At 62.2% G+C, this 25930-nt stretch carries 17 protein-coding genes; 3 read left to right on the forward strand and 14 right to left on the reverse strand.

Annotated features, from left to right (window positions below; genetic code table 11):
• The first annotated feature begins 449 nt into the window (after positions 1-449).
• Positions 450-1478, forward strand: a complete 1029-nt coding sequence (locus tag ACZYHG_RS28900) for a hypothetical protein (protein WP_464611471.1) — start codon at positions 450-452, stop codon at positions 1476-1478.
• A 60-nt stretch (positions 1479-1538) separates the two neighbouring features.
• On the opposite strand, the gene ACZYHG_RS28905 is transcribed toward ACZYHG_RS28900, so the two are convergent.
• The 4 genes from ACZYHG_RS28905 to ACZYHG_RS28920 form a co-directional block, all read right to left on the reverse strand.
• A complete protein-coding gene (locus ACZYHG_RS28905) occupies positions 1539-3158 on the reverse strand; it encodes an ABC transporter ATP-binding protein (protein WP_464611472.1) in 1620 nt (539 codons plus the stop codon).
• Between the two features lie 16 nt (positions 3159-3174).
• On the reverse strand, positions 3175-4296 hold the full coding sequence (locus tag ACZYHG_RS28910; RefSeq protein ID WP_464611473.1) for an ABC transporter permease: 1122 nt from the start codon (positions 4294-4296) through the stop codon (positions 3175-3177).
• Positions 4289-5212 carry an ABC transporter permease subunit gene (locus ACZYHG_RS28915; RefSeq protein ID WP_464611474.1) on the reverse strand — a complete coding sequence of 308 codons (924 nt, stop codon included), beginning with the start codon at positions 5210-5212 and terminating at the stop codon, positions 4289-4291. The genes ACZYHG_RS28910 and ACZYHG_RS28915 overlap by 8 nt, the downstream gene beginning before the upstream one ends.
• A 162-nt stretch (positions 5213-5374) precedes the next feature.
• Positions 5375-6967 carry a peptide ABC transporter substrate-binding protein gene (locus ACZYHG_RS28920; protein ID WP_027034305.1) on the reverse strand — a complete coding sequence of 531 codons (1593 nt, stop codon included), beginning with the start codon at positions 6965-6967 and terminating at the stop codon, positions 5375-5377.
• Positions 6968-7249: 282 nt separating this feature from the next.
• Between ACZYHG_RS28920 and ACZYHG_RS28925 the strand changes: the two genes are divergently transcribed.
• Positions 7250-7696: a TadE/TadG family type IV pilus assembly protein gene (locus tag ACZYHG_RS28925; protein ID WP_464611475.1), complete on the forward strand. Its 447-nt coding sequence runs from the start codon at positions 7250-7252 to the stop codon at positions 7694-7696.
• On the forward strand, positions 7697-9466 hold the full coding sequence (locus ACZYHG_RS28930) for a pilus assembly protein TadG-related protein (protein ID WP_464611476.1): 1770 nt from the start codon (positions 7697-7699) through the stop codon (positions 9464-9466).
• 51 nt (positions 9467-9517) lie between these two features.
• On the opposite strand, the gene bglA is transcribed toward ACZYHG_RS28930, so the two are convergent.
• The 10 genes from bglA to ACZYHG_RS28980 all read right to left on the reverse strand — a co-directional run bounded on the left by bglA (position 9518) and on the right by ACZYHG_RS28980 (position 25743).
• Positions 9518-11188, reverse strand: coding sequence for a beta-galactosidase BglA (gene bglA / locus ACZYHG_RS28935; protein WP_464611477.1), 1671 nt, complete (start codon positions 11186-11188; stop codon positions 9518-9520).
• Positions 11188-13188: a glycogen debranching protein GlgX gene (gene glgX, locus ACZYHG_RS28940; RefSeq protein WP_464611478.1), complete on the reverse strand. Its 2001-nt coding sequence runs from the start codon at positions 13186-13188 to the stop codon at positions 11188-11190. The genes bglA and glgX overlap by 1 nt, the downstream gene beginning before the upstream one ends.
• A gap of 169 nt (positions 13189-13357) precedes the next feature.
• Positions 13358-14986 (reverse strand): alpha-D-glucose phosphate-specific phosphoglucomutase, encoded by a 1629-nt coding sequence (locus ACZYHG_RS28945; RefSeq protein WP_464611479.1) that lies wholly within the window; start codon positions 14984-14986, stop codon positions 13358-13360.
• Between the two features lie 3 nt (positions 14987-14989).
• The gene (glgA, locus tag ACZYHG_RS28950) at positions 14990-16435 is read right to left on the reverse strand and encodes a glycogen synthase GlgA (protein ID WP_464611480.1); all 1446 of its coding nucleotides are present in this window, start codon (positions 16433-16435) and stop codon (positions 14990-14992) included.
• An 80-nt stretch (positions 16436-16515) separates the two neighbouring features.
• Positions 16516-17781 (reverse strand): glucose-1-phosphate adenylyltransferase, encoded by a 1266-nt coding sequence (gene glgC, locus ACZYHG_RS28955; RefSeq protein WP_464611481.1) that lies wholly within the window; start codon positions 17779-17781, stop codon positions 16516-16518.
• 53 nt (positions 17782-17834) lie between these two features.
• A complete protein-coding gene (gene glgB, locus ACZYHG_RS28960) occupies positions 17835-20048 on the reverse strand; it encodes a 1,4-alpha-glucan branching protein GlgB (RefSeq protein ID WP_464611482.1) in 2214 nt (737 codons plus the stop codon).
• A gap of 106 nt (positions 20049-20154) precedes the next feature.
• Positions 20155-22623: a glycogen/starch/alpha-glucan phosphorylase gene (locus ACZYHG_RS28965; protein ID WP_464611483.1), complete on the reverse strand. Its 2469-nt coding sequence runs from the start codon at positions 22621-22623 to the stop codon at positions 20155-20157.
• Positions 22624-22755: 132 nt separating this feature from the next.
• The gene (locus ACZYHG_RS28970) at positions 22756-23538 is read right to left on the reverse strand and encodes an ATP-binding cassette domain-containing protein (protein ID WP_027034295.1); all 783 of its coding nucleotides are present in this window, start codon (positions 23536-23538) and stop codon (positions 22756-22758) included.
• A gap of 2 nt (positions 23539-23540) precedes the next feature.
• Positions 23541-24602, reverse strand: a complete 1062-nt coding sequence (locus ACZYHG_RS28975; protein WP_027034294.1) for an ABC transporter permease — start codon at positions 24600-24602, stop codon at positions 23541-23543.
• Positions 24603-24765: 163 nt separating this feature from the next.
• Entirely contained in the window at positions 24766-25743 is a 978-nt protein-coding gene (locus tag ACZYHG_RS28980; protein ID WP_464614815.1) for a substrate-binding domain-containing protein, read from the reverse strand.
• Between the last annotated feature and the right edge of the window lie 187 nt (positions 25744-25930).

The following is a 25930-nucleotide window of genomic DNA, read 5'->3' on the forward strand; positions in this document are numbered from 1 at the left end:
GTCTTGCCGTTGAACGGGACTGAGGGGAGCGTGCCACCCATTTGGGAGATGCCGCTCAGGACCAAAGCATGGCATCCTTTCACCGACACGGCAGCTTCAGGGCTTACGCAACTGTAACAGGAGACGATTCGACAACCCGTGCACTCCGGCTCTTTCTGCCCGCAACGGTTCAAGAATGAGGTTTCCATGCATTTGAGATGTGTTCTTTGCGGTCCGGTGCAGACACGCCGAGCCTTTCTGATCATCCTTGGATTAAGCGCCGTTTCCGCATCGGCAAAGTTTGCCTGCGCGGCATCCGGCCCGGCACCTGACGTCGCGCGCGAGCTCAACCGACGCCCTCGTGTTGCAAGTGCGATCACCTGGTATGCCCCCGGCGCCGCCAATCAGTTCGCCTATGCGCAATGGCCGGCCACCTGGAAAGATGAACTTAAGCAGTTCGTCAATCTGCTATGGGCCGGACAGCCACTGGCCCTGACCGATCCACCTCCCAATCGGTGCGACCCGTCCATCAACGAGACCTCCTGAGCGCGGATGACGCGCGGCGTCTGTTCCTGGCGCTTGTGGCGCAAAGTCTCGTCGTCGAGATCGGCAAACGCGTGCCCTGGTCGATTGAGCAGGACAACGATGCAAGCTTCTCTGCCCTCTTCTCGCCAACGGAAATGTTCCTGTTCGACCGTCACACCCAACTCTATCGGGTGAACTGGTCGGGCATCCCCGCGCCTCCGGATGTCGCGTATCATTTTCTGCGCACCCAGGCACTCATCGGCCCTACCCGTCGGGCAACGATCGAACGACTGCTGCAGTGGTGCATCGCGCGGCTCATACACTTCACCGGCGACACGTCGAATGCAAATCTGGAACGGCAATGGCAGTACTATGGCGAGCCGCCAATGTCCCGCATCATCTCAGGCACGGTCGCCGCCGGCCGCAACGACCCGCCTCACCACATCACCGCGGGCTGTTGGGGAACTACGGCCTTTCTCGCCGCCATGCTGCGCGTCGTGAATATTCCCGTAGCCAGGGAGGTCGTCTACCAGGACCCGAGTTCGAGGAAGAAGGCGCACGCGACGCCGCATTTCCTCAGCGAAGACCTTTATCTCAGCCATGGCGACGACCCCGTACGGCTCAGACCATCGCGTACCGCTGGCCAAATTCTGATCGGCCGAGACCGCTTCAATCAATGGTTTCGGAGCGGCGACACGGCCGACAATGTCGGACGACAGCCCTATGAGCTGGCGCTTGCCGATCCGCCGATCAGCTTGTTGAAGAACTATGTCGACGATACCGCCAAAGGCGCGGTGAAGACCGGCCAAATCTGGCAGGACTACAGTCATTACTATTCGGCGAAGGAGCTCGACGAAACCGGGCTCTGGTCCCGCCTCGAACAAAAGACGGCGGCCCTCGGTGGGGCTGAGGCCGTCAAAAAGGAATACCGGGCTGCGTTCGATGCCCTTCAGAAAAGTCTCTCCGAAGCTTGAAGCGTGTCGCGTCGAAACGGAGACAGGCAACGCGCCTCAAGTCTCTGTTTTTCGCCGAATTCAAGCGCTCAGCCGGAAACGCGTCACATCGATCGCCGCAGCCATCAGTGTCTGCGTGTAGGCGTGTTGTGGACTGCTGAAGATCGCCTCGGTCGGCCCTTCTTCGACGATCTTGCCCTGCTTCATGACGATGATGTAGTCGGCCATGGCGCGCACGACCGTCAGATCGTGGCTGATGAAGAGGTAGGACAGTTCGTGGTCGGCCTGCAGCTTGCGCAGCAGTTCGACGATCTGTTTCTGAACCGAGCGGTCGAGCGCCGAGGTCGGCTCATCCAGCACGACCATTTTGGGCTTCAGGATCATGGCGCGGGCAATGGCGATGCGTTGTCGTTGCCCGCCGGAGAACTCATGCGGGTAGCGGTTGCGGGCGTTGGGATCGAGGCCAACTTCAAGCAAGGCTTCCACTGCGCGCTGATCGCGCTGCTTGTGCGACAGGTTAGGCTCGTGCACCAGCAGCCCTTCGGTGATGACCTGGCCGACTGTCATGCGTGGCGACAGCGAGCCGAACGGATCCTGGAAGACGAGTTGCATCTGGCGCCGCAGCGGCCGCATCTGCTGGCGGTCAGCCTGGGAAATGTCGCGATCGCCGAAACGAATGAGCCCATCGCTCGGCAGCAGCCGCAGCAAGGCGCGGCCGAGCGTCGATTTGCCTGAACCGGATTCGCCGACTATGCCGATGGTCTGGTTGCGCTGCAGCCGGATCGAAATGTCATCGACGGCACGCAGCATCATCGGCTCGCCAGCCAGAAACCCGCCGCCGATCTTGAAGGTGACTTCGACATTCCTGCCTTCGAGCACCACGGGAGCATTGGCCGGCGGTGGCGTCTTGGTTCCTGTCGGCTCAGCCGCCAGCAGCATCTTGGTATAGGCATGCTGCGGGTTGGCGAAGATCGCCTCCGCCTCGCCCTCCTCGACCACCTCGCCCTGGCGCATGACATAGACCCGGTCGGCGAAGCGCCGAACGATGCCGAGGTCGTGTGTAATAAACACGATCGCCATGCCGAGCTTGCGCTGCAATTCGGCGAGCAGCATCAGGATCTGCGCCTGGATGGTGACGTCGAGCGCCGTGGTCGGCTCGTCAGCGATCAGGATGTCGGGGTCATTGGCCAGCGCCATGGCGATCATGACGCGCTGGCGCTGGCCGCCAGACATTTCGTGCGGATAGGATTTCATCCGCCGCTCGGGATCAGGAATATGCACCAGCCGCAAAAGCTTGAGCGCCTCTTCGCGTGCCTCGGCGGCATTCAGGCCGCGATGCCGGCGGATCGGTTCGATCAGCTGGTTGCCGATCGAATAGAGCGGATCGAGCGAGGTCATCGGCTCCTGGAAGATCATGCTGATCTTGGCGCCGCGGACCTTGTTGAGGTCGGATTTGCTGAGCGTCAGCAGGTTGCGGCCACGATAGTCGACGTGGCCTGACGCTTCGCCATTCGAGGCGAGCAGGCTCATCGCCGCCATCATCGTCTGGCTCTTGCCGGAGCCGGATTCGCCGACCACGGCAACGGTCTCGCCCGCGTTGACGTGAATGTTGATGCCCTTCACCGCCTCGACCGCGCCATCGAGCGTGCGGAAGCGGACGCGCAGGTCCTTGACGCTGAGGATCGTTTCGGGAGTGGCCATGTCAACGGTCCCCATCTTATCGATCTCTCGGGTCGAGCGCGTCGCGCAGACCGTCGCCGACGAAATTCAAGGCGAACAGCGTCGAGACGAGGAAGAAGGCGGGGAACAAGAGCAGCCAATTGGCGTAGCCGATGTTCTTGGCACCGACCGAGATCAGCACGCCCCAGCTGGTCATCGGTTCCTGCACGCCGAGGCCGAGGAACGACAGGAAGCTTTCCAGGATGATGACCTGCGGCACCAGCAGCGTCATGTAGATGACGACCGGGCCGAGCAGATTGGGAATGACATGGCGTAGCAGGATGCCGCGCTGGCCGACGCCCATGGCTTCCGCCGCCTGGACATATTCCTGGCGGCGGATCGACAGCGCCTGGCCGCGCACGATGCGGGCCATGTCGAGCCACAGCACCGCCCCCACGGCCAGGAACATCAGCACGAAGTTGCGGCCGAAGAACACCACCAGCATGATGACGAAGAAGATGAACGGCAAGGAATAGAGCACATCGACGATGCGCATCATCACCTCGTCGATCTTGCCGCCGGAAAAGCCGGCAGCGGCGCCGTAGATCACACCAATCACCACCGCCACGACGCCGGCGAGCAGGCCGATGGCCAGCGAGATGCGTCCGGCCATCAGCGTGCGCGACAGCAGATCGCGGCCGGTGTTGTCGGTGCCGAACAGGAAATATTGCTGCTTGACCGACGTGCTCATCGTCACCTCGAGCCCGTCGGGCGACTTGCTCTCGATCTTGGTGTCGTCAAAGGCATCGGATCGGTCGAGATAGCGGATGTTGCGATCGTCGATCGGCTTGGTCGAGGTGACGGTCACCGTGACGCGCTGGCCATCCTGCTTCCATTCCTTGATCTCGACCCTCATGCGCTTGACCGCGTCGTTGAGAGCCGTCTCGATCATGTCGGCCTTGGGATAGGGCGTCAGGCTTGGCGGGGTGCGCACATAGTCGCCATAGATGGTCGTGTATTCATGCGGCGCGACCCAAGGTCCAAACACGCTGATGAGAGCGATGAAGGCGAGGTAATAAAGGCTGATCATGGCGGCGCGATTGGCCTTGAGGCGTGCCCAGGCATCGCCCCACAAGGAGCGGCCGACAATGGCGGGAGCGGTGGCTGCAATATCAGTCATAGCGCACCCTCGGGTCGACGACCGCGTACATGACGTCGACGATCAGGTTGAAGACGATGGTGAAGATGGCGATCACCACCACGGTTCCCATCACCAGCGTGTAGTCGCGGTTGAGCGCGGCATCGACGAAATAGCGGCCGACGCCTGGAATGGAGAAGATCGTCTCGACGATGACCGAACCGGTCAGCAGCGCCGCGGCCGCCGGGCCGGTGAACGAAACGATCGGCAGGATGGCGCCGCGCAGCGCGTGCTTGACCACCACCGACCAGTCGGAGAGGCCGAGCGCGCGGGCGGTGCGGATATGATGGGAGCGCAACGATTCGATCATCGAGCCGCGCATCAGGCGGGCAACGATGGCGATCTGCGGCAGAGCAAGCGTCAGTATCGGGCCGATCTTGTTGAGGAAGGCGCCATCGCCCCAGCCACCGATCGGCAACAGCTTCCAGGTCAGCCCGAACAGAAGCTGGATCACCGGTGCGATGACGAAGGTGGGGATGGTGCTGCCGGCTGTCGCCAGCGCAATCACCGTATAGTCGCCAAGCTTGTTCTGGTTAAGCGCGGCGATGGTGCCGAGCACGCTGCCCAGCAGCAAAGCCAGGATCAGCGCCGAAGCACCGAGCTGGATCGAAATGGGCAGGCCCTTGGCAAACAGTTCGGTGACGGTGAAATCCGGCATGTTGTAGCTCGGCCCGAAATTGCCGCGCAGGAGACTGCCGAGATAGTGGACATATTGCAGCCAGAGCGGATCGTTGAGGCCAAACTGGGCTTCAAGGTTGGCCTTGATCTCGGGGCTAAGCCCCCGCTCCTGGTTGAATGGGCCGCCTGGTGCGACGCGCATGAGGAAGAACGCCATCGTCACGATGACGAACAGCGTCGGGATGGCGGTCAAAAGCCGCCGGAATACGTATCGCAGCATCGGTGCCCCGCTTGATCCGGAGCCTGTACGTCCAATTGGACTGACATGCTCCAGCCTTCAAATCTTCGCACCGGATTTTCCGAAAATCGATTCCGTTTCCCGGCCGATGCGATGGCAAACCAGCGCCGCCGCGCCTCGAAAGACGCGGCGGCTTGGCCGGGATCAGTCCTTGCTGACGAAGCGCGACGGATGGACATCCATCACATTGTCGGTGAAGCCATGCAGCTTCGAAGATACGATGTCGTGGTAGCTATAATAGAGGAGCGGGATCTGGCCGACATCGTCGACCAGGATGCGTTCGGCCTCGGAGAGGTCCTTCATGCGCTCTTCGGGCTTGCCGCCGGCGGCCGCCGCCTTGTCCATGGCCGCCTCGTATGCCGGGCTGTTGTAGTTCGAATAATTGTTGCCGCTCGCCTTGCGCGAGATGCCGAGGAAGGTTTCCGGATCCTTGTAGTCGGCGATCCAGGCGGCACGAGCCAAATCATAGTCGCCCTTCTGCTCAAGGAAGGAATAGTGGGTCTTGGTGTCGGTGTTGAGCAGGGTCACTTCGACGCCAAGCGGCTTCAACTGCTCCTGGATCGCCACTGCCATATTCTTGTGGTTTTCCGAAGTGTTGTAGCGGATCTCCATCTTCAGCGGCTTATCGGGCGTATAGCCGAGCTTCTCGAGCACCTTCTTGGCTGCGTCCTCGCGATCGATCTGCGGCATATCGGCGAATTTGGCCATCGCCGGCGTGTAGCCCTCGATGCCCGGGGGCACCATCGAATAGCCGGGCAGCATCGAATTCTGCCAGACCTTTTCGGCGATAAAGTCGCGGTCGATCGCCATCGAGATGGCATTGCGCAGCTCGGGATTGTTCCACGGCGCCTTGTCGGTCTTGATCGCGTAATAGTAGGTGCCGAGATATGGCCCGACATGAATTTGATCACCGAACTTGGTCTTCAGATCGGCGAGCTGTTCGGTCGGCAGATCGTCATAGCTGTCGAGTTCGCCGGCCTCGAAGCGCTTCATCGCCGATGAACGGTCTTCGGTCGGGATGTAGTTGACCACGTCGAACTTGACGGTCGCCGCATCCCAGAATTTTGGATTCTTGACCAGTTTCATATGGTCGTTGGGAACCCATTCGGCCAGCGTATAGGCGCCGTTCGAAACGAGATTGCCTGGCTTGATCCAGTCCGCGCCGAGCTTCTCGATGGAGGCCTTGCTGACCGGATAGGTCGCCTGGTGGGTCAACATTTCCAGGAAGTATGGGGTCGGCGCCTTGAGCGTTATCTCAAGAGTGCTGGCGTCGATTGCCTTGACGCCCATGTCCTCAGGCTTGCCCTTCTTGGTGTTGACGTCCTCCGCACCCTTCACCGGGTACAGCATCGAGGCGTATTCGGCGCCGGTCGCCGGGTCTTCCAGGCGGTGGAAGGCGTAGACGAAGTCGTCCGCCGTCACCGGGCTGCCGTCCGACCACTGGCCGTCCTTGCGCAGCTTGAAGGTGTAGACGGTGCCGTCATCCGATACCGTCCAGCTTTCGGCCGCCCCCGGGATGAGGTTGGCCTTCTGGTCCTGCATGACCAAGCCCTGGAACAGGTCACGCAAGACATTCGCTTCATAGACCGTCGAGGTCTTATGCGGGTCGACCGATTCCGACTCTGCGGCGGTGCCCCTGTTGTAGACGGTCTCGGCAAAGGCCGGCGTCAAGAATGTGCCGGCAGCCAAGGTCATTGTCGTGGCGAATACCGTCGCCTTCAGCATGTTTTTCAGCATGAAATTCTCCCTGTCGGCGCTGCCGTGGGCGCGCCTTTACGTGTTGACGCCCCGGAACCGATGTATGGCCCCTTTGAGCGCGCCGCCGGTTCCCTCCGGCAGCTGGTGGCAGGAGACTAGACAGGAGGTAAGCTCTTTTCAACCGAGTACTGATTGACCCTAAGTCAATCCGCATAACGAAGAAGCAACAGCTAAATTAGAAAGGCTTTTTCAATTGCGCACACCCTTAGGTTGCACCCGGAGTTTTCGCTTTCTGCATGCGAACTTTGGCATGCTAGCACCATGGTGCAGAACCTCATTTCCAAGGTCCAAAGGTGCGTGTTCCGAACAGACACTTCGGGAACGTCGGCGGTCGAGTTCGCTTTGCTATCGCCACTCTTCATCCTGCTCCTGCTCGGAATGGTTGCATACGGCATCTATTTTGGGGCTGCCAACTCGATCCAGCAGATCGCTGCGGATGCCGCCCGGACGGCCATAGCCGGGTTGAACCAGACCGAGCGTCAGACGCTGGTGGCCAGCTACCTTACCAACAATGCCGGCGGTTACCCCTTCGTGGACGCCAGCAAACTGACCTATCAGGCCAATGACAGCGTCGCCGATGGAAGCCAGTTCGTGGTGTCGATCTCGTACGATGCCCGCAACCTGCCGATCTGGAATCTCTTCCCGGGCATAGCCATGCCGGGGACCACGATCACGCGCCAGTCAACGATCAGGGTCGGGGGTATCTGAATGTTGCTTCGCGCACGCACGAGGATCGGCCGAGCAGCCCTGCGTCTGTTGACCGACAGGAAGGCGAATTTCGCCGTCATGATGGCATTGAGCGCACCTGTCGCGCTGGCGCTGGCAGCTGTGGCGATCGATGAGGGCTCGATCTACACAGAGCGTCGGCAAGCCCAGGCGATGGTTGACCTGGCAGCAATCACCGCCGCCTCCAACATGACCAACGTCAACACGGCGGTGATCACCACGCTCAACGACAACGGCATGCCAGGCGTCGTCGTTCAAGCTTCGGGCCAGACCATTCCGCCGGCTGTCGGGAAGACGGTGGTGACGGTCACGCAAGGCCGATATGCCTCAACGACCACCAATGTCACCCAGCGCTTCCAGGCCGGCGTGACGCCTTACAACGCGGTGCGTGTCACGCTGGCAAAAATACCCAACCGCTATTTCGCCAGCTCTCTTATCCCCACTCCGGTCATCGGCACCGTGGCCACGGCCAGCATGACGCCGCAGGCGACATTCTCGGTCGGTTCGAGACTGCTCAGCGTCAACGGCGGCATCCTCAACGCTCTGCTGAGCGGACTTCTCGGCGGCAACATCTCGCTCAGCGTCATGGATTACAACGGACTGATCTCGGCCGATGTCAGCGTGCTTTCCTTCATCAGTGCGCTCGCCACACAATTGAACATCACGGCCGGCACCTATTCGGACGTGCTGGCCTCCAAGGCGACGGTCGGCCAGATCGCCACAGCCATGGCCAACGTTCCCGGTCTCGGCAACACGGCAAAGCTTGCCCTGCAAAGCATCGCCTCCAAGTCGACCAGCACGGTCAAGATCCCGCTCAGCAGCCTTGTCGATCTCGGCTCCGTCGGCAGCCTGGGACTGGGGCAAACCCCAACAGGCCTAGGGGTCGATGCAAGCGCCATGGGTATGCTGACGGCCGCTGCCGTGCTGGCCAACGGCACCAACCAGGCTCAGGTCAATCTCGGCGCCACCATACCTGGTCTTCTTTCCACCCAGCTTGCCATCGCCATTGGCGAGCCGGCACAATCTTCACCATGGCTGGCCATCGATGGCATCGGCACCACGGTGCGGACCGCCCAGACGCGTATCAAGCTGACGGCCTCCGTCGGTGTCGGCACGTCTGGCCTCGGCGGCGGCATCAGCTTGCTGGCCGTCAACCTGCCACTCAATGTGGAAGTCGCCTACGCCGAAGCCAAGCTGACCGACATCACCTGTCCGACAGGGCCGTCCAGCATCAGCGTTTCCATCGCAGCGCACCCCGGCATTGCCCAGTTGAACCTGGCCAACAGCAACAATCCCTCCGGCTTCGCCGATTTCAGCCAACCGCAGACCTTCACCGATGCCGAGATCGCGGATGTGAGCCTGCATCTGCTGCTGATCAATCTCCCCCTGATCCAGGTGATGGGCTCGGCCGCGACGGCGATCACCAACAACAGCCCCCAGACCCTGACCTTCAACGCAACCGAGATTGCCAACAAGACGATCAAGACCGTTTCGACGCGCAACATCTCGCAGTCGCTCACCACGTCGCTGGTCAACAACCTGTCGCTTTCGGTGGGCGTGCTTGGTCTCGGCATCGACCTCACCGCCCTGCTTGGAACTGTCAAACCCGCGGTGGTGGCGGTGCTCAACACCGTAACGGCGCCCGTTGACGACTTGCTCTACAATGTGCTTTCGGCACTGGGTGTCGGTGTTGGCCAGGCCGACGTGCGTGTCACCGGAGCGACCTGCGGACGGGCGGTGCTGGTTCAATAGGGTATTTGTAGCGAAGCGGATCGCTTGGCCAAGACACGGTCGAACCGGCAGTCAGTCGATCCGGCCAAGGAAGCAACCGATAGCCGGCAACGAGAGCGCCTCTTCCTCGACGGCGGCAGTGCCACCCAAGACAGCCGCAACGGTTCCGATATCACGCGGCAACGGACAATTCGCTGGCTCCCCAGAGAAATTGAAGACACAGAGCAGCCTTTCGCCGCAGCCCTCGCGGATGAAGGCGAGCACATCACCCTCGACGTCGAGAAAGCGGATCGAACCGCTGACCAGCGCTGGATGGCGCCTGCGCAAGGCGAGCGTAGAGCGGTAGGCGGACAGTACCGATTGCTCATTGCCGTTCTGCACATCGGCGGCGCGGGCGCGATGACTGGCCAGGACCGGCAGCCAGGGTTTGCCGGTCGAGAAACCCGCATTGTCGGCGCCGGCCTCCCAGACCATCGGCGTGCGGCAGCCATCCCTCCCCTTCACGCCGGGCCAAAAGCGGATGCCAACAGGATCGCGCAGATCCTCATAGGCAAGCTCCGCCTCCTCCAGGCCGAGTTCCTCACCCTGATAGAGGCAGATCGAGCCGCGCAGGCAAGCGAGCAGCATGATCGAGAATCTGGCGACCGCGTCGGCATCACCGTCCGGCCGTGTCCAGCGGCTGACATGGCGCACCACATCGTGGTTGGAAAACGCCCAGCAGACCCAGCCATCGACAACCGCCTGTTCGAAGGCCTCGACGCAGCCGCGCACATGTGCCGCCGAAAATTGCGAACCGAGCAGATCGAACGTATAGCACATCTGCAGCTTGTCACCGCCGGAGGTGTAGGCGGCCAGCGTCTGCAGCGAGCGCCCCTCATCGCCGATTTCACCGACGGCGGCGCGGTCCTGATACTCGTCGAGCAACGCCCGGAAACGCCTGAGGAAAGCCAGGTTTTCCGGCTGCGTCTTGTCGAACAGATGCTCCTGATAAAGGTAGGTGTTGGTCTCGCCATTGGTGCCGGCGACGCTGGACGCCAAAGGCGGATTGCTGCGCAGCCAGCGGTCGTGGACATAGTAGTTGACCGTATCAAGCCGGAACCCATCGACACCGCGCTCCAGCCAGAACCGCACCGTGTCGAGCAGCGCGTCCTGGACCTCGGGATTGTGGAAATTCAGGTCGGGCTGTGAGGCGAGGAAATTGTGCATGTAATATTGCCGGCGGGTCGAATCCCACTCCCAGGACGGGCCACCGAAGACGGACAGCCAGTTGTTGGGCGCGTTGCCGTCGGGTTTCGTGTCGGCCCAGACGTACCAGTCGGCCTTGGGATTGTCGCGACTGGCACGGCTTTCGACGAACCATTCGTGCTTGTCGGAGGAGTGCGACAGCACCTGGTCGATGATGATCTTCAGGCCCAGCCGGCGCGCTTCGGCGACCAGGGCGTCAAAATCCTCCAGCGTGCCGAACATCGGATCGACGTCGCGGTAGTCCGACACGTCATAGCCCATGTCGGCCATCGGCGACTTGAAGAAGGGCGACAGCCAGACGGCATCAACGCCGAGCGAAGCGATGTGGGCAAGCCTTGCCGTGATGCCTTTGAGATCGCCGCTGCCGTCGCCGGTCGTATCCTGGAAAGAACGCGGATAGACCTGATAGATGACGCAGCCGCGCCACCATTCGGTGCCCTGCTCGGGCCCCCGCTCGCTCACCGGGTCGGCCCAAGGGCTGGCATTGTTGTCGGCCATTACGAACCCTTCCCGGCGCCGCCCTTTGCGGCCCGACGCTCGATCATGAAATTGACACTGCGGCCCGGCAGCGGGTGCGCAAGGTCGAGCGTCTGCGTTTCGACCGCCGGCTGCCATGCAAAGCCTTCTCGGGCCGGCAAGGTGAAGACGCATTGGCGGCGGTCGCCATTGACCATGACGGCAAGGCGATTGCCCTCCATATCCCCGAGCAGCATGACGAGGCGATGTCGCGCGGCATCGTTCCAGTCGGCCTCGCCGAGCGGCGCGCCGGTCTCGGTCAGCCAGGCGACATCGGGGATGGCTGCTCCCCCTGCCGAATGACCGGTCAGGAAATGCGTATCGGCCACCACCGGCAAGGCACGCCGCAGCGCCGATAGTGCCGCCGTGTAATCCTCCAGCGCCTGGTCACGGCCTGCCCAGTCGAGCCAGGTGATGGCATTGTCCTGCGCGTAGGCATTGTTGTTGCCCTGCTGGCTGCGGCCGAATTCATCGCCTGCGGTGAGCATAATGGTGCCGCGCGAGGCAAACAGCGTGGCAAGCAGCGCGCACTGGTCGTCGAAGCGCGCCTTGGTGATCGCAGCGCTGTCCGTCTCGCCCTCGACGCCGTTGTTCCAGGACAGATTGTCGTTGTGACCGTCGCGGTTCTGCTCGCCATTGGCTGCATTGTGCTTGTGCTCATAGGCGACGATGTCGGCCAGTGTCATGCCGTCATGGGCGGCAATGAAATTCACGCTGCGGCTCGCCAGATGGCCGGCTTTGCCGAAGACATCGGACGAACCGGCAAGCCGGGTAGCCAGCGCGCCGATCACACCGGCATCGCCGCGCCAGAAGCGCCTGACATCGTCGCGGTAGCTGTCGTTCCATTCAAGGTATGGCGGCTGGAAATTACCGAGCTGGTAGCCGTTCGGGCCGATATCCCAGGGTTCGGCGATCAACACGCGATCGGCAAGGACAGGATCACCGGCGATCGCACCGAGCAGCGGCGCTGTGGGATCGAACGCACCGTCGACGCGCCCGAGCACCGGAGCGAGATCGAAACGAAAGCCGTCGACGCCGGCATGACGGACAAAGTGGCGCAGCGTGTCGAGCACCATTTTCCGCACCACCGGATGATCGCAGGCAACCGTGTTGCCGGTGCCGGTGTCATTGGCCAGCCTGCCGTCCGATGTATGCCGGTAGTAGGCCTGATTGTCGAAGCCGCGCAGCGACAGCGTTGGGCCGAGCCGGTCGCTCTCGCCTGTGTGGTTGAAGACAAGATCGAGGATCGTGCCGATGCCTGCCTGACGCAGCGCCGCGACAGTGTTTCGCAATTCCGCCAGGCCGCCGGGCGCCAGGCGCGGATCAATCGCCATGAAAGTGACGGGGTTGTAGCCCCAGGCGTTGCTGAGGCCCAGCGGTGGCAGGTGCCGTTCGTCAATCCAGGCGGTCACCGGCATCAGTTCGACGGCGGAGACGCCGAGCCTTTGCAGATGCTCGATGATAACAGGATGAGCAAGTGCCGCGATCGTGCCGCGTTGCCCTTCCGGAATGTTTGGGTGCAGCTTGGTGAAGGCGCGGATATTCAGCTCATAGATCAGGCCGCCCGGGCGAAACAGCGGCGGCAGGGTAGGCACGGCCTTAGGCAAGTTCGTCGCCACGGCCTTGGGCATCAGCGGCGCGGTGTCCGCACCCTCGTTACGCTTTGCGGCAAGCCGCCAGTGGTATTCATAGGGCCGGTCGAGTTCGACAGCGTAGGGATCGGTCAGCAGCTTGTCGGGGTCGAACCACAGTCCGCGCTCGGGCGCATAATCGCCATCGGCGCGAAAGCCATATCGCGTGCCCGCGGCAAGGCCGGAGACGAAGAGCGCATTAACCCCCTCGCCTTCCGGCTGCAGTTCCAGCCGATCGAGTTCGCGGTTTCCCTGCTCGTCGAAGATCGACACCCAAAGGCGACGGGCCGACGAGGACCAGGCGGCAAAGCGGATGCCTTCCGGGGTGATGGTGGCACCGAGTTGGGTCATTCAGGCTCCCCCTTCTCCTTGTGGGAGAAGGTGTCGCCGAAGGCGACGGATGAGGGGGCTCCAGCTTGGCAAAGACGGCGATCTGTCACCCACCCCTCATCCGTCTCGACGCTACGCGTCGATCCACCTTCTCCCACAAGGGGAGAAGGTGAAGCGCACGACACCACCCTCAAGTAATCACGCTCGGCTTGTTGCGGCCGGTGTGGCTCTTGATCCCGGCGATGTCGTCGGCGGCGGCGATGAGGTCGGCGAGTGCGACCTGTGTGTCGATGTCGTGCTTCGCCTTGTCCGGCTCGTAGCGCTCGATGTAGACGCGCAAGGTTGCGCCCGAAGTGCCGGTGCCGGAAAGCCGGAAGACGACGCGCGAGCCGCCTTCGAACAGCACCCTGATGCCCTGATGCTCGCTGGTCGAACCGTCGACCGGGTCGTGATAGGCAAAATCGTCGGCATTGGCGATCTTCAGGCCGCGCACGCTGTTGCCGGGCAGCGAGCCGAGCTTGGCCCGCAATTCGTCGACCAGGGCATTGGCGCGGTCGCTCTCGACCTCTTCATAATCGTGGCGCGAATAGTAATTGCGCCCATAGGTCGCCCAATGCTCGGTGACGATCTGCTTGCAGCTTTCGCCGCGCGCGGCAAGGATGTTGAGCCACAACAGCACCGCCCACAGCCCATCCTTCTCGCGCACATGATTGGAACCAGTGCCGGCGCTCTCCTCGCCGCAGATCGTTGCCATGCCGGCGTCGAGCAGATTGCCGAAGAACTTCCAGCCGGTCGGTGTCTCATAAATGCCGATGCCGAGTTTTTCGGCGACGCGGTCGGCGGCGCCGCTGGTCGGCATCGAGCGGGCGATGCCCTTCAGCCCGTCCTTGTAGCCGGGCGCTAGGCGGGCATTGGCGGCAAGCATGGCGACCGAGTCCGACGGCGTGACGAAGATACCCTTGCCGATGATCAAATTGCGGTCGCCGTCGCCATCGGAAGCGGCACCAAAATCTGGCGCATCCGGACCCATCATCTCGTCATAGAGGTGCTTGGCATGAACGAGGTTCGGATCCGGGTGATGGCCGCCGAAATCCGGCAGCGGCTTGAAGTTGCGGCAGGTGCCGTTCGGCGCACCGAGCCGGCTTTCGAGGATCTCCTTGGCGTAGGGACCGGTCACCGCGTGCATGGCATCAAAGCGCATGCGGAAGCCCGACTTGAACAATTTGCGCAGCGCGTCGAAATCGAACAGGCTTTCCATTAGCTCGGCATAGTCGGTGACCGGATCGATGATCTCGACCGTCATGCCGGCGGCCTTGATCGTGCCGATCGTGTCGATGTCGATCGGATCGATATCTGATGTCTTGAAGCTCGAAATCGCCTTGGTTTTCTCGAAGATCGCGTCGGTCAGCTTTTCCGGCGCCGGGCCGCCATTGCCGGCATTGTACTTGATGCCGAAATCCTCGTGCGGGCCGCCGGGATTGTGGCTTGCCGACAGGATGATGCCACCGAAGGTCTTGTATTTGCGGATGACATGCGAGGCGGCCGGCGTCGACAATATGCCGCCCTGCCCGACCATCACCTTGCCGAAGCCGTTGGCGGCGGCCATGGCGATGGCCTTCTGGATGACCTCCCTGTTATAGAAGCGGCCATCGCCGCCGATCACCAGGGTCTTGCCCTTGAAGCCGTCGAGCGCATCGAAGATCGACTGGATGAAGTTCTCGGCATAGTGCTCCTGCTGGAACACGGGCACCTTCTTGCGCAGGCCCGACGTGCCGGGCTTCTGGTCGGGGTAGGGTTTGGTGGGGACGGTGCGTATCATGCTTCAGGCAACCCTTTTCGAAAGCAGCAGGCGATAGAGTTCGACATATTTTTCCGCGCTCTTGTCCCAGGACACATCGGCCTTCATGCCCTGGCGCTGCAGCAATTCCCAGACAGCCGGATTGGCATGTGCGTCGACGAGGCGACGGACGGCGTGCAGCATGGCAACGCCATTGTTGGGCGCGAACTGAAAGCCGGTGGCAACGCCGGCCGAAACGGCGGCTTCATTGGCATCAATGACCGTGTCGGCGAGGCCGCCGGTGCGGGCAACCACCGGCACGCAACCGTAACGCAGACCGTAAAGCTGCGTCAGTCCGCAGGGTTCGAAGCGCGACGGGATGATGATGGCGTCGCAGCCACCCTGCATGGTGTGCGACAGCCCCTCATCATAGCCGACGACCACGCCGATGCGGCCACGGTGGCGTGCGGCGGCAGCCAGCAGCGCGCCTTCGAGACCGGCATCGCCGGAGCCCAGTATGGCCAGGCGTGCACCGGTCGCCACGATGCCGTCGACCACGGTGGCCAAGATATCCATGCCCTTTTGCCAGGTCAGCCGGCTGATGACGCAGACGATCGGGCTGTCGTCGCGTTCGAGGCTGAAACGGTCCTCGACAACCGCCCGGTTGGCAAGGCGGGCCTTGAGTGTTCCGGATGTATAGTTCGACACAAGATGCTTGTCGGTCTCAGGGTTCCAGATGTCGGTGTCGATGCCGTTGACGATGCCGTAGAGGTCCGAAGACCGCATGTTGATCAGGCCGTCGAGACCCATGCCGAATTCCGCCGAGCGGATTTCCTGCGCATAGGTCGGGCTGACCGTGGTGATTGCCCAGGCGGCCTGCAGGCCGGCCTTGAGGAAGCCGACGCCGCCATAATATTCGACGCCGTCGAGCGCCATCGCCACCGCAGGCAGGCCGAGTTCGCCAAAGATGCCGGCGCCGAACTGGCCCTGGAAGGCGAGGTTGTGGACGGTCATCATCGACGGAACACCAACCGCCTTGCCGTAGCGCATATAGGCCAGCGTCATCGCCGACTGCCAGTCATGGGCGTGGACGAGGTCAGGCTGATAGCCCGAGATGGCGCCACCGGCGATATCGCCGCCGACCTGGCTCAGTGCGGCAAAGCGCCGCCAATTGTCCGGCCAATCCGCGCCCGCAGCATTGCCATAGGGGCCACCGGGGCGGTCGAACAGATGCGGCGCGTCGAGCACGAACAGGTCGAGCCCGGCAATCTTGACGGCATGGACCGAAGCCTTGCCGCCCTGCAGCAGCGGGTATTGGTAAACAGCCTTCTTTTTCTTGAAGGCACCCATCACCACGGGAAAGCCGGGAATGAGCGTGCGCATGGTCACGCCCTTGGCGGCGAGCGCGATGGGCAGCGCGCCGGTCACGTCGGCAAGCCCGCCGGTCTTGATCAGCGGGAAAATCTCGGGCGTGACCGACAGAACCTGCATGCGTGTATGGATCCTGTACAACTCTTTGTTTTGCGCAATTCCGGACGGAAAACCGCTTCACACTTTTCCTGGAATAGCTTCTAGAGTTTCAGCTTGTCGATCATGTCCTGCGTGACCAGGCAGATGCCTTTCTCGGAAACGCGAAAACGCTTGGCGTCGAGCACCGGGTCTTCGCCGACCACCAGCCCTTCCGGTATCCTAACACCATGGTCGATGACGACGCGCTTCAACTTTGCGTTCCGGCCGACATGAACGTCTGGCAGCATGACGACTTCTTCCAGCGTCGAATAGGAATTGATGCGCGCGCCGGTGAAGATCAGGCTTTTCTTGAGCGAAGCGCCGGAGACGATGCAGTCGCCCGATACAAGCGAGGAGACGGCTGAACCGCGCCGGCCATCCTCGTCATGAACAAACTTTGCCGGTGGCTTCAACTCCGCATAGGTCCAGATCGGCCAGTCGCGATCGTAGAGATCAAGCTCCGGCGTGATGTCGGTCAAGTCGATATTGGCTTCCCAATAGGCGTCGACGGTGCCGACATCGCGCCAATAGGCCTCGTTTTCCATCGTCGAGCGGACACAGGACTTGGCAAAGCGGTGGGCGATCGCCTTACCGTGCTGGACGATATAGGGGATGATGTCCTTGCCGAAGTCGCGGCTCGAGCCTGGCTCGGCGGCATCGCGACGCAACTGTTCCATCAAAAACTTGGTCCTGAAGACGTAGATACCCATCGAGGCCAGGGCAAACTCCGGTCTGTCGGGAATGCCGGGCGGGTCGGCAGGCTTTTCGACGAAGGCGATGATGTTGTCCTTGGCGTCGACATGCATGACGCCGAAGCCGGTCGCTTCCATGCGTGGCACTTCGAGACATCCGACGGTGACATCGGCGCCGGCGTCGACATGCTGGCGCAGCATCAACTCATAGTCCATCTTGTAGATGTGGTCGCCGGCGAGGATCACCATGTATTCTGGGCCGTAGGCCTCGATGATGTCGATGTTCTGGTAGACGGCGTCGGCCGTGCCTTCATACCATTGCGTTTCCGAGACGCGCTGGCTGGCCGGCAGGATGTCGAAGCTTTCGTTTCGTTCGGGCCGCAGGAAGTTCCAGCCGCGCTGCAGATGGCGGATCAGCGAATGCGCCTTGTACTGGGTGGCGACGCCAAGGCGGCGAATGCCGGAGTTTAGCGCGTTGGACAGCGCGAAATCGATGATGCGCGTCTTGCCGCCGAAATAGACCGCCGGCTTGGCGCGACGGTCGGTCAGTTCCTTGAGGCGGCTGCCACGGCCGCCTGCCAGTACATAGGCCATGGCATCGCGCGCCAGCGGCTGGGTCCGTTTCAAGTCTGCCATTTCTACCCTCCCAAGTTACTCAAGTCTCGCCATGGTGCTCGGCCTTGCCGGGCTCAGTCGGCAACAAGTTCAAGCATGATCGTCGACAGCGGCGGCAAAAGCATCGTTGCCGAGATGCTCTTGCCCTCCGCCTTTGCCTCGATCATGCCGCCATTGCCCATACCGGAGCCGCCATATTCAGAAGCGTCGGTGTTGATGATCTCGCGCCACTTGCCGGCCTTCGGCAGCGGCACGCGATAATTGTCGCGCGGCACCGGCGTGAAGTTGGAGATGACGGCCACCGGGCTGCCGCCCGGCGCGTTGCGTACCCAGGCGAAAACCGAATTCTGGCTGTCGTCGACGATCAGCCAGGAAAACCCTTCCGGCTCGCAGTCGCGGCCGTGCAGCGCCGGGCGTGACCGGTAGAGATAGTTGAGATCGCGCACTGTCTGCCAGACACCGCGATGCGGGCGGAAATCCAGCAGGTTCCAGTCAAGTGCGCGCGCCTCGCTCCATTCGCGGCGCTGCGCGAACTCCTGCCCCATGAACAAGAGCTTCTTGCCGGGATAACCCCACATGAAGCCGTAATAGGCGCGCAAGGTGGCGAATTTCTGCCAATCGTCACCGGCCATCTTGCCCAGCAGCGTGCCTTTGCCGTGCACGACCTCGTCATGCGAGAGCGGCAGCACGAAATTCTCGGAGAAAGCGTAGGTCAGGCCGAATGTCAGATCATTGTGGTGGTGCTTGCGGAAAATCGGCTCCTTGGCAAAATACTCGAGCGTGTCGTGCATGAAGCCCATGTTCCACTTGAAGCCGAAGCCGAGCCCGCCTTCATGCACCGGCGCCGAGACCTTCGGCCACGATGTCGATTCCTCGGCGATGGTGATGACGCCAGGATGATGGCCGTAGACCTCCTTGTTCATCTTCTGCAGGAAGGAGACCGCTTCGAGGTTCTCGCGGCCGCCCTTTTCGTTGGGGATCCATTCGCCGGCCTTGCGCGAATAATCGAGGTAAAGCATCGAGGCAACCGCATCGACGCGCAAACCGTCGACATGATATTTTTCGGCCCAGAACAGCGCGTTGTTGACCAGGAACGACACCACCTCGCGGCGGCCGAAATTGTAGATCGCGGTGTTCCAGTCGGGATGGAAGCCCTTGCGCGGATCGGCATGTTCGTAGAGCGCGGTGCCGTCGAAATGGGCCAGGCCATGTGCGTCGACCGGGAAATGCGCCGGCACCCAGTCAAGGATGACGCCAACGCCGGCGCGGTGCGCACCATCGACGAAACGGGCAAAGCCGTCCGGATCGCCGAAGCGGGCTGACGGCGCATAGAGGCCGGTCGTCTGATAGCCCCAGGACGGGTCATAGGGATGCTCGGAGATCGGCATGAATTCGATGTGGGTGAAACCGGTCTCGACCACATAGGGGATCAGCCGGTCGGCCAGTTCGTCCCATGACAGGAACGTACCGTCGTCGCGAAGCTGCCAGGAACCGGCGTGGACTTCGTAGATCGAGATGGCTTCGCGCCGGTGGTCGGCATTGCGCCAGAAATTGCGGTGCGCCTCGTCGCCCCACTGATGCGCCGGCGGCACCGCAACAACCGAAGCGGTGGCCGGACGCAGTTCGGATTTGAACGCAAACGGATCGGCCTTCAGCGGCAGCCTGACGCCATCCGGTCCGATGATCTCGTATTTGTAGGGTCGCCCGGCGCCGATGTCGGGCACGAACAGTTCCCAGATGCCGGTGTCGCGGCGATCGCGCATCGTGTGGCGGCGGCCATCCCAGTCGTTGAAATCGCCGACCACCGAGACGCGCCGCGCATTGGGAGCCCATACGGCGAAATGCACGCCGGTGGCGCCCTCGTGATCGATGACATGCGCGCCAAGCTTGTCGAACAGCCTGAGGTGCGATCCCTGGGCGATGTAATAGTCATCCATCGGACCGAGCACCGGGCCGAACGAATAGGGATCGGTCAGCCACCAGTCACCGCCGGCATTGCGCGCGTGGTAGCGCAGCGGCTGCCGCTTCCTGATCGACAATTTGCCTTCGAAGAAGCCGACGTCGTCTCGCCGCGACAGCTCACCGGCTTCGATGCCCGTCAGCGTATAGGCGGTGACGGTCTCGGCATGCGGAACAAAGCAGCGGGCAAACAGGCTCTTGCCAACCTCATGGACACCAAGGACCGCAAACGGATCTCCGTGCGTGCCGGCGACAATCGCTACAACATCGCTGGCTGGCGCCAGTCCGTCCGGCCCGCTTGTCGCAGCGGTCGCGCGCGGCTTCGTCATCAGGCAGTGTCCCTCCCCGGCCACCAGGTGTTTATTTCTGGTGATGTGAACTGACATGCAATTCACATCACCGGGACCACATTGTTCGTGGCCTCATGCAATCACATCAGGCGGGCACGTTCCAGATTTCTTTCGCGTATTGGCGGATCGTGCGGTCGGAAGAGAACCAGCCGGCGCGGGCGACGTTGCGGATGGCACGCGCGTACCAGTCGGGGCTGTTGCGCCAGACGGCATCGACGTCGCGCTGGCAGGCCGTATAGGAATCGAAGTCGGCCGCCACCATGAACCAGTCGCTCTGGTAAAGGCCGTTCATGAGATCACGGTAGCGGTTGGGGTCGTCGGGCGAAAACACGCCGGACGAAACCGCCGACACCGCCTGCGCCAGTTCGGGGGACGCTTCGATCACTTCGCGCGGATTGTAGCCGTTGTTGCGCCGCTCGGCGACCTCGGCGGTGGTGAGGCCGAAGATGAAGATGTTGTCGTCACCGACATGCTCCTTCATCTCGACATTGGCGCCATCGAGCGTGCCGATGGTCAAGGCGCCATTCATCATAAACTTCATGTTGCCGGTGCCCGACGCTTCCATACCGGCGGTCGAGATCTGCTCGGAAAGGTCGGCGGCCGGCATCAGCACCTCGGCCAGGCTGACATTGTAGTTGGGCACGAACACGACCTTGAGCAGGCCGCGCACCGACGGGTCGCCGTTGATCACCTTGGCGACGTCATTGGCGAGTTTGATGATCAGCTTGGCGTTGTGATAGCTGGGCGCCGCCTTGCCGCCGAAGAATTTCACGCGCGGCATCCATTCCCGCTCGGGATGCGAGCGTATCTGGTCGTAGAGCGCGATCGCCTCCAGAATGTTGAGCAGCTGGCGCTTGTATTCATGGATGCGCTTGACCTGGATGTCGAACAGCGCCGAGGGGTCGACCTTGATGCCGAGCCGATCGGCGACGAGATTGGCCAGCCGCGCCTTGTTCTGTCGCTTGACTGCGGCGAACTTGTCGCGAAACGCGCTGTCATCGGCAAATGTGTCGAGCCCCTTGATTGCCTCGATATCGTCGAGAAAACGGTCGCCGATCGCTTCGCGGGCGAGCGACGTCAGCCCCGGATTGCATTGGATCAGCCAGCGCCGCGGCGTGATGCCATTGGTTTTGTTGTTGATACGATCAGGATAGAGCTTGTGCAGGTCGGCGAACACCGTTTCCTTCATCAGCTCGGTATGCAGCGCCGAGACGCCGTTGATCGAATGCGAGCCGACAAAGGCGAGATTGCCCATGCGCACCCGGCGGTCGCCATTCTCCTGGATGAGCGAAATGCGGCTGATCTGTTCGTCCGAGAACTGGTTGGTGGCGCGGGCTTCGAGCAGCACCTGTGCGTTGATGGCGTAGACGATCTGCATATGACGCGGCAAAAGCCGCTCGAACAGCGGCACCGGCCAGCTTTCCAGCGCCTCGGGTAGAAGCGTGTGGTTGGTGTAGCCGAAGGTGCGCTTGGTGACATCCCAGGCAAGATCGAAGTCCATGCCGTGGACATCCATCAAGAGCCGCATCAGCTCCGGCACCGCGATCGCCGGATGGGTGTCGTTCAGATGGATCGCGGCCTTGTCGGGTAGTGATTTCAGGTCGCCATATTGGCTGAGATGACGCTGGACAATGTCCTGCAGCGAGGCTGTGGAGAAGAAATATTCCTGGCGTAGCCTGAGCTCCTGACCGGCCATGTGGGAATCGGCGGGGTAGAGCACGCGCGACAGCGCGTCAGCCTTGTTGCTTTCGGCGAGCGCGCCGATGTGGTCGCCGGCATTGAACTTGCTGAGCAGGATCGGATCGACCGGCATGCCCGACCACAGCCGCAGCGTGTTGACGCGGTTCGCCCGCCAGCCGACGACCGGCGTGTCGTAGGCGACGGCCAGGACGTGCTCGGTCGGCTTCCAGACATGGCGCTCGAGCCGGCCGGCCTTCGACGTGACCGATTCCACCGAGCCACCGAAGCCGACATCGAAGGAGCGCTCACGCCTCTCGAACTCCCACGGATTGCCGTGGTCGAGCCAGGTCTCGGGCAGTTCGACCTGCCAGCCATCGTGGATTTCCTGGCGAAACATGCCGTTGGCGTAGCGGATGCCGTAGCCGTGGGCGGGGATGTCGACTGTCGCCATGCTTTCCATGAAGCAGGCGGCGAGCCGGCCGAGGCCGCCATTGCCGAGCGCGGCATCCGGCTCCAGTGCCGCAATCAGGTCGAGGTCGACGCCGAGCGAGGACAGCGCTTCGCGCATGCTCTCCATCAGGCCGAGATTGGAAAAGGCGTCGCGCATCAGGCGCCCGATCAGGAATTCCAGTGACAGGTAGTAAACCCGCTTTTCCTGCTGGTCGTAGGCTTCCTTGGTCGCCTCCATCCAGTGATCGATGATGCGGTCGCGCACGACCTTGATCGAGGCAGTCAGCCAATCATATTGGGTCGCGACGGTGGTGTCCTTGCCGACCCTGTATTTGAGGGCCATCAGAACTTCTCTTGCGAGCGTCTTCGGATCGGGATTTTCGAGCAGTGGGGGAAGGGTTTCGGATGTCATCGCGCGCGTCATGCTGCCTCTCGTGCGGTTGCCCCGATCATACCGGCTTTCGTCAATCCTCCCAGCCCATGCTAGCGCATCTTTCAGGATGTTCAATCGATTTAGGCGATTCCGCAACAAGGAGCGCCTGCGGCAACTTGGCAGTCACGCTGCCAGCGCTGCCTCCGGGGGGGCCTTTGCTCCGGTCATGAAGGCAACGGCATCGGACATCGTATACTGCTTGGGGTCGATGACGCAGAGTCGACGGCCCAGGCGATGGATGTGGATGCGGTCGGCCACTTCGAAGACATGCGGCATGTTGTGCGAGATCAGCACGATCGGCAGTCCGCGCTTCTTGACGTCGAGGATCAGCTCGAGCACGCGGCGGCTCTCCTTGACGCCGAGGGCAGCCGTCGGCTCGTCCATGATCACAACCCGGCTGCCGAAGGCAGCGGCGCGCGCCACCGCCACGCCCTGGCGCTGGCCGCCGGAGAGCGTCTCCACCGCCTGGCTGATGTTCTGGATGGTCATCAGGCCAAGTTCGGTGAGCTTGTCGCGGGCACGTTTTTCCATCGCCGGGCGGTCGAGCATGCGCAGCCACTGGCCGAGGAAGCCGGGTTTGCGGATCTCACGGCCGAGGAACATGTTGTCGGCGATCGACAGGGCCGGCGACAGCGCCAGGTTCTGGTAGACCGTCTCGATGCCGGCTTCGCGGGCCTCCATCGGCGACTTGAAGGCGACGGGTTTGCCTTCGAGCCGGATCTCGCCTTCGTCCGGCGCGGCCGCGCCGGAAATCGCCTTGATGAGCGATGACTTGCCGGCGCCATTGTCGCCGATGACGGCGAGGATTTCGCCGGGATAAAGGTCGAAGTCGGCATTGTCGAGGGCGGTGACGCGGCCATAGCGTTTGACCAGACCGCGCGCGGTAAGGATGGGTTCCTGGGTCATGATTATGCCGAAACCTTTCTGATCCATTGGTCGATCGCCACGGCGCCAATGATCAGCACACCGGTGAGCAACACTTTCCACTGCGGATCGGCGCCCAGCATGTTGAGACCCATGGAGACGACGCCGACGATCATCGCGCCAAACAGCGTGCCCAGGATCGAGCCGCGCCCGCCGAACAGGGAAATACCGCCGATCACCGTCGCGGTGATGGCCTGCAGATTGTAGTCGGTGACGGCGGCCGAAGGCGAGATCGAGCCATTGCGGCCGATGGAGACCCAAGCAGCGAAAGCGGCGATCAGCCCGGCAAGGGTATAGACCGTCATCAGCACCTTCTTGGTCTGGATGCCCGAGAGCTTCGCCGCCTCCTGGTCGTCGCCGACTGCGTAGACATGGCGACCCCATGCCGTGTGATTGAGCACGTACCAGAGGATCAGAACGAGCACGACCGTGGCGATGACGCCGAGCGTCAGCACCGCCGTGCCGATCTTGAAGCTCAGCGCAAAGAGATGCAGCAGTGGCGCCTGGGCGTCGACGTCGGTGTCGCGGATCGTCTCATTGGCCGAATAGATGAAGTTCGTCGCCATGACGATGTTCCAGGTGCCAAGCGTCACGATAAAGGGCGGCAGCTTCATGTAAGCGACCAGCAGCCCGTTGAGCAGCCCGCAGGCCGCACCGGCGGCGAGCCCGATCGTCACGGCGAGAATGGCCGGCATACCGTAACTGACCGCGCAATTGCCCATGATCACGGCGGAAATAACCATGATCACGCCGATCGACAGGTCGATGCCGGCGGTCAGGATGACCAGCGTCTGCGCGGCGCCGAGAATGCCGATGATGGCGATCTGCTGCAGGATCAGTGTCAGCGTGTAGGACGAAAAGAACCGCCCGCCGATGGCGATACCGAAGATGACGATCGACAGGACCAGCACGATCAGCGGCACAGCGGCCGGTGTTGAATGCAGGAAATGCTGGATGCGCTTGACGGCCGATTTGTGCTCGTCAAAAGCGGCGACGCTGGTGTCGCTGCTCGAGAGAACCTTCTCGAATTCCTGAGCTTGAGCCATGTTTCCTCCCCGTGAGGGGTCAGCCAATCGCTGACGCCCGTCCACGCCTTTCCGGTCTATCGCCGGGATTGTTCGCGGTCACGCGACCCATCGTCCACCCGAAGCGGCCGGGGATCAAGTCCCCCCGGCCGTTTCGGTTGTTTTGTTGCCAGTCAGACCGGCATCAGCCCCAGCACTTGGCTAGGCCTTCCTTGGTGTCGATGGACTTCACGCCAGTGGCCGGCTTGTCGGTCACCAGGTTGACGCCGGTGTCGAAGAAGTTCTTGCCTTCGGTCGGCTTCGGCTTGGTTCCGTCCTTGGCGAAGGCGGCGATCGCCTCGATGCCGAGCGCCGCCATCTGCAGCGGATACTGCTGCGATGTCGCGCCGATCACGCCTTCTGTAACCGACTTCACGCCGGGGCAGCCACCGTCGACCGAGACGATCAGCACCTGCTTTTCAAGGCCGACGGCCTTGAGCGCCTGGTAAGCACCGACAGCGGCCGGCTCGTTGATGGTGTGGATGACGGTGATGCCGAAGTCCTTCTGAAGCAGGTTCTCCATCGCCTTGCGGCCGCCTTCCTCATTGCCGTTGGTGACGTCGTGGCCGACAATGCGCGGATCGGTTTCGTCGCCGATCTTGTTGGGGTCCTTCACGTCGATGCCGTAGCCCATCATGAAGCCTTGGTCGCGCAGCACGTCCACGGTCGGCTGCGAAGGCGTCAGGTCGAGGAAGCCGATCTTGGCGTCCTTGGCCTTGTCGCCGAGGGTCGCGGCGGCCCAGGCACCGATCAGCTTGCCGGCCTCGAGATTGTCGGTGGCGAAGGTCGCATCGGCCGCGTCGATCGGGTCGAGCGGCGTATCGAGCGCGATCACCAGCAGGCCGGCGTCACGCGCCTTCTTCACGGTCGGCACGATGCCCTTGGTGTCGGACGCGGTGATCAGGATGCCCTTGGCGCCGTCGGCAATGCAGCTTTCGATCGCCGCGACCTGGCTCTCGCTGTCGCCGTCGATCTTGCCGGCGTAGGTCTTGAGGTCGACGCCGAGTTCCTTGGCCTTTGCGGTCGCGCCTTCCTTCATCTTGACGAAGAAGGGATTGGTATCGGTCTTGGTGATCAGGCAAGCGCCGACACCGGCCGCGGATGCAGACGAGGCAAACGCCATCAGGCCCAGGGCCGCCGCCGCAAAGACGGTGGACTTCAACAGTTTTGTATTGGTCACGATTTTCCTCCCAGTGGAACCAATTCCGGATGCCGGCCAACCGACATCCACAGCGCATCCAACGAATTTCTCCCAGCGTGGACGCGGCTCCAACAGACACCAGACCGAGGCCTCTGTCAATAATTAAATC

It is taken from the genome of Mesorhizobium subarcticum, assembly GCF_055456085.1.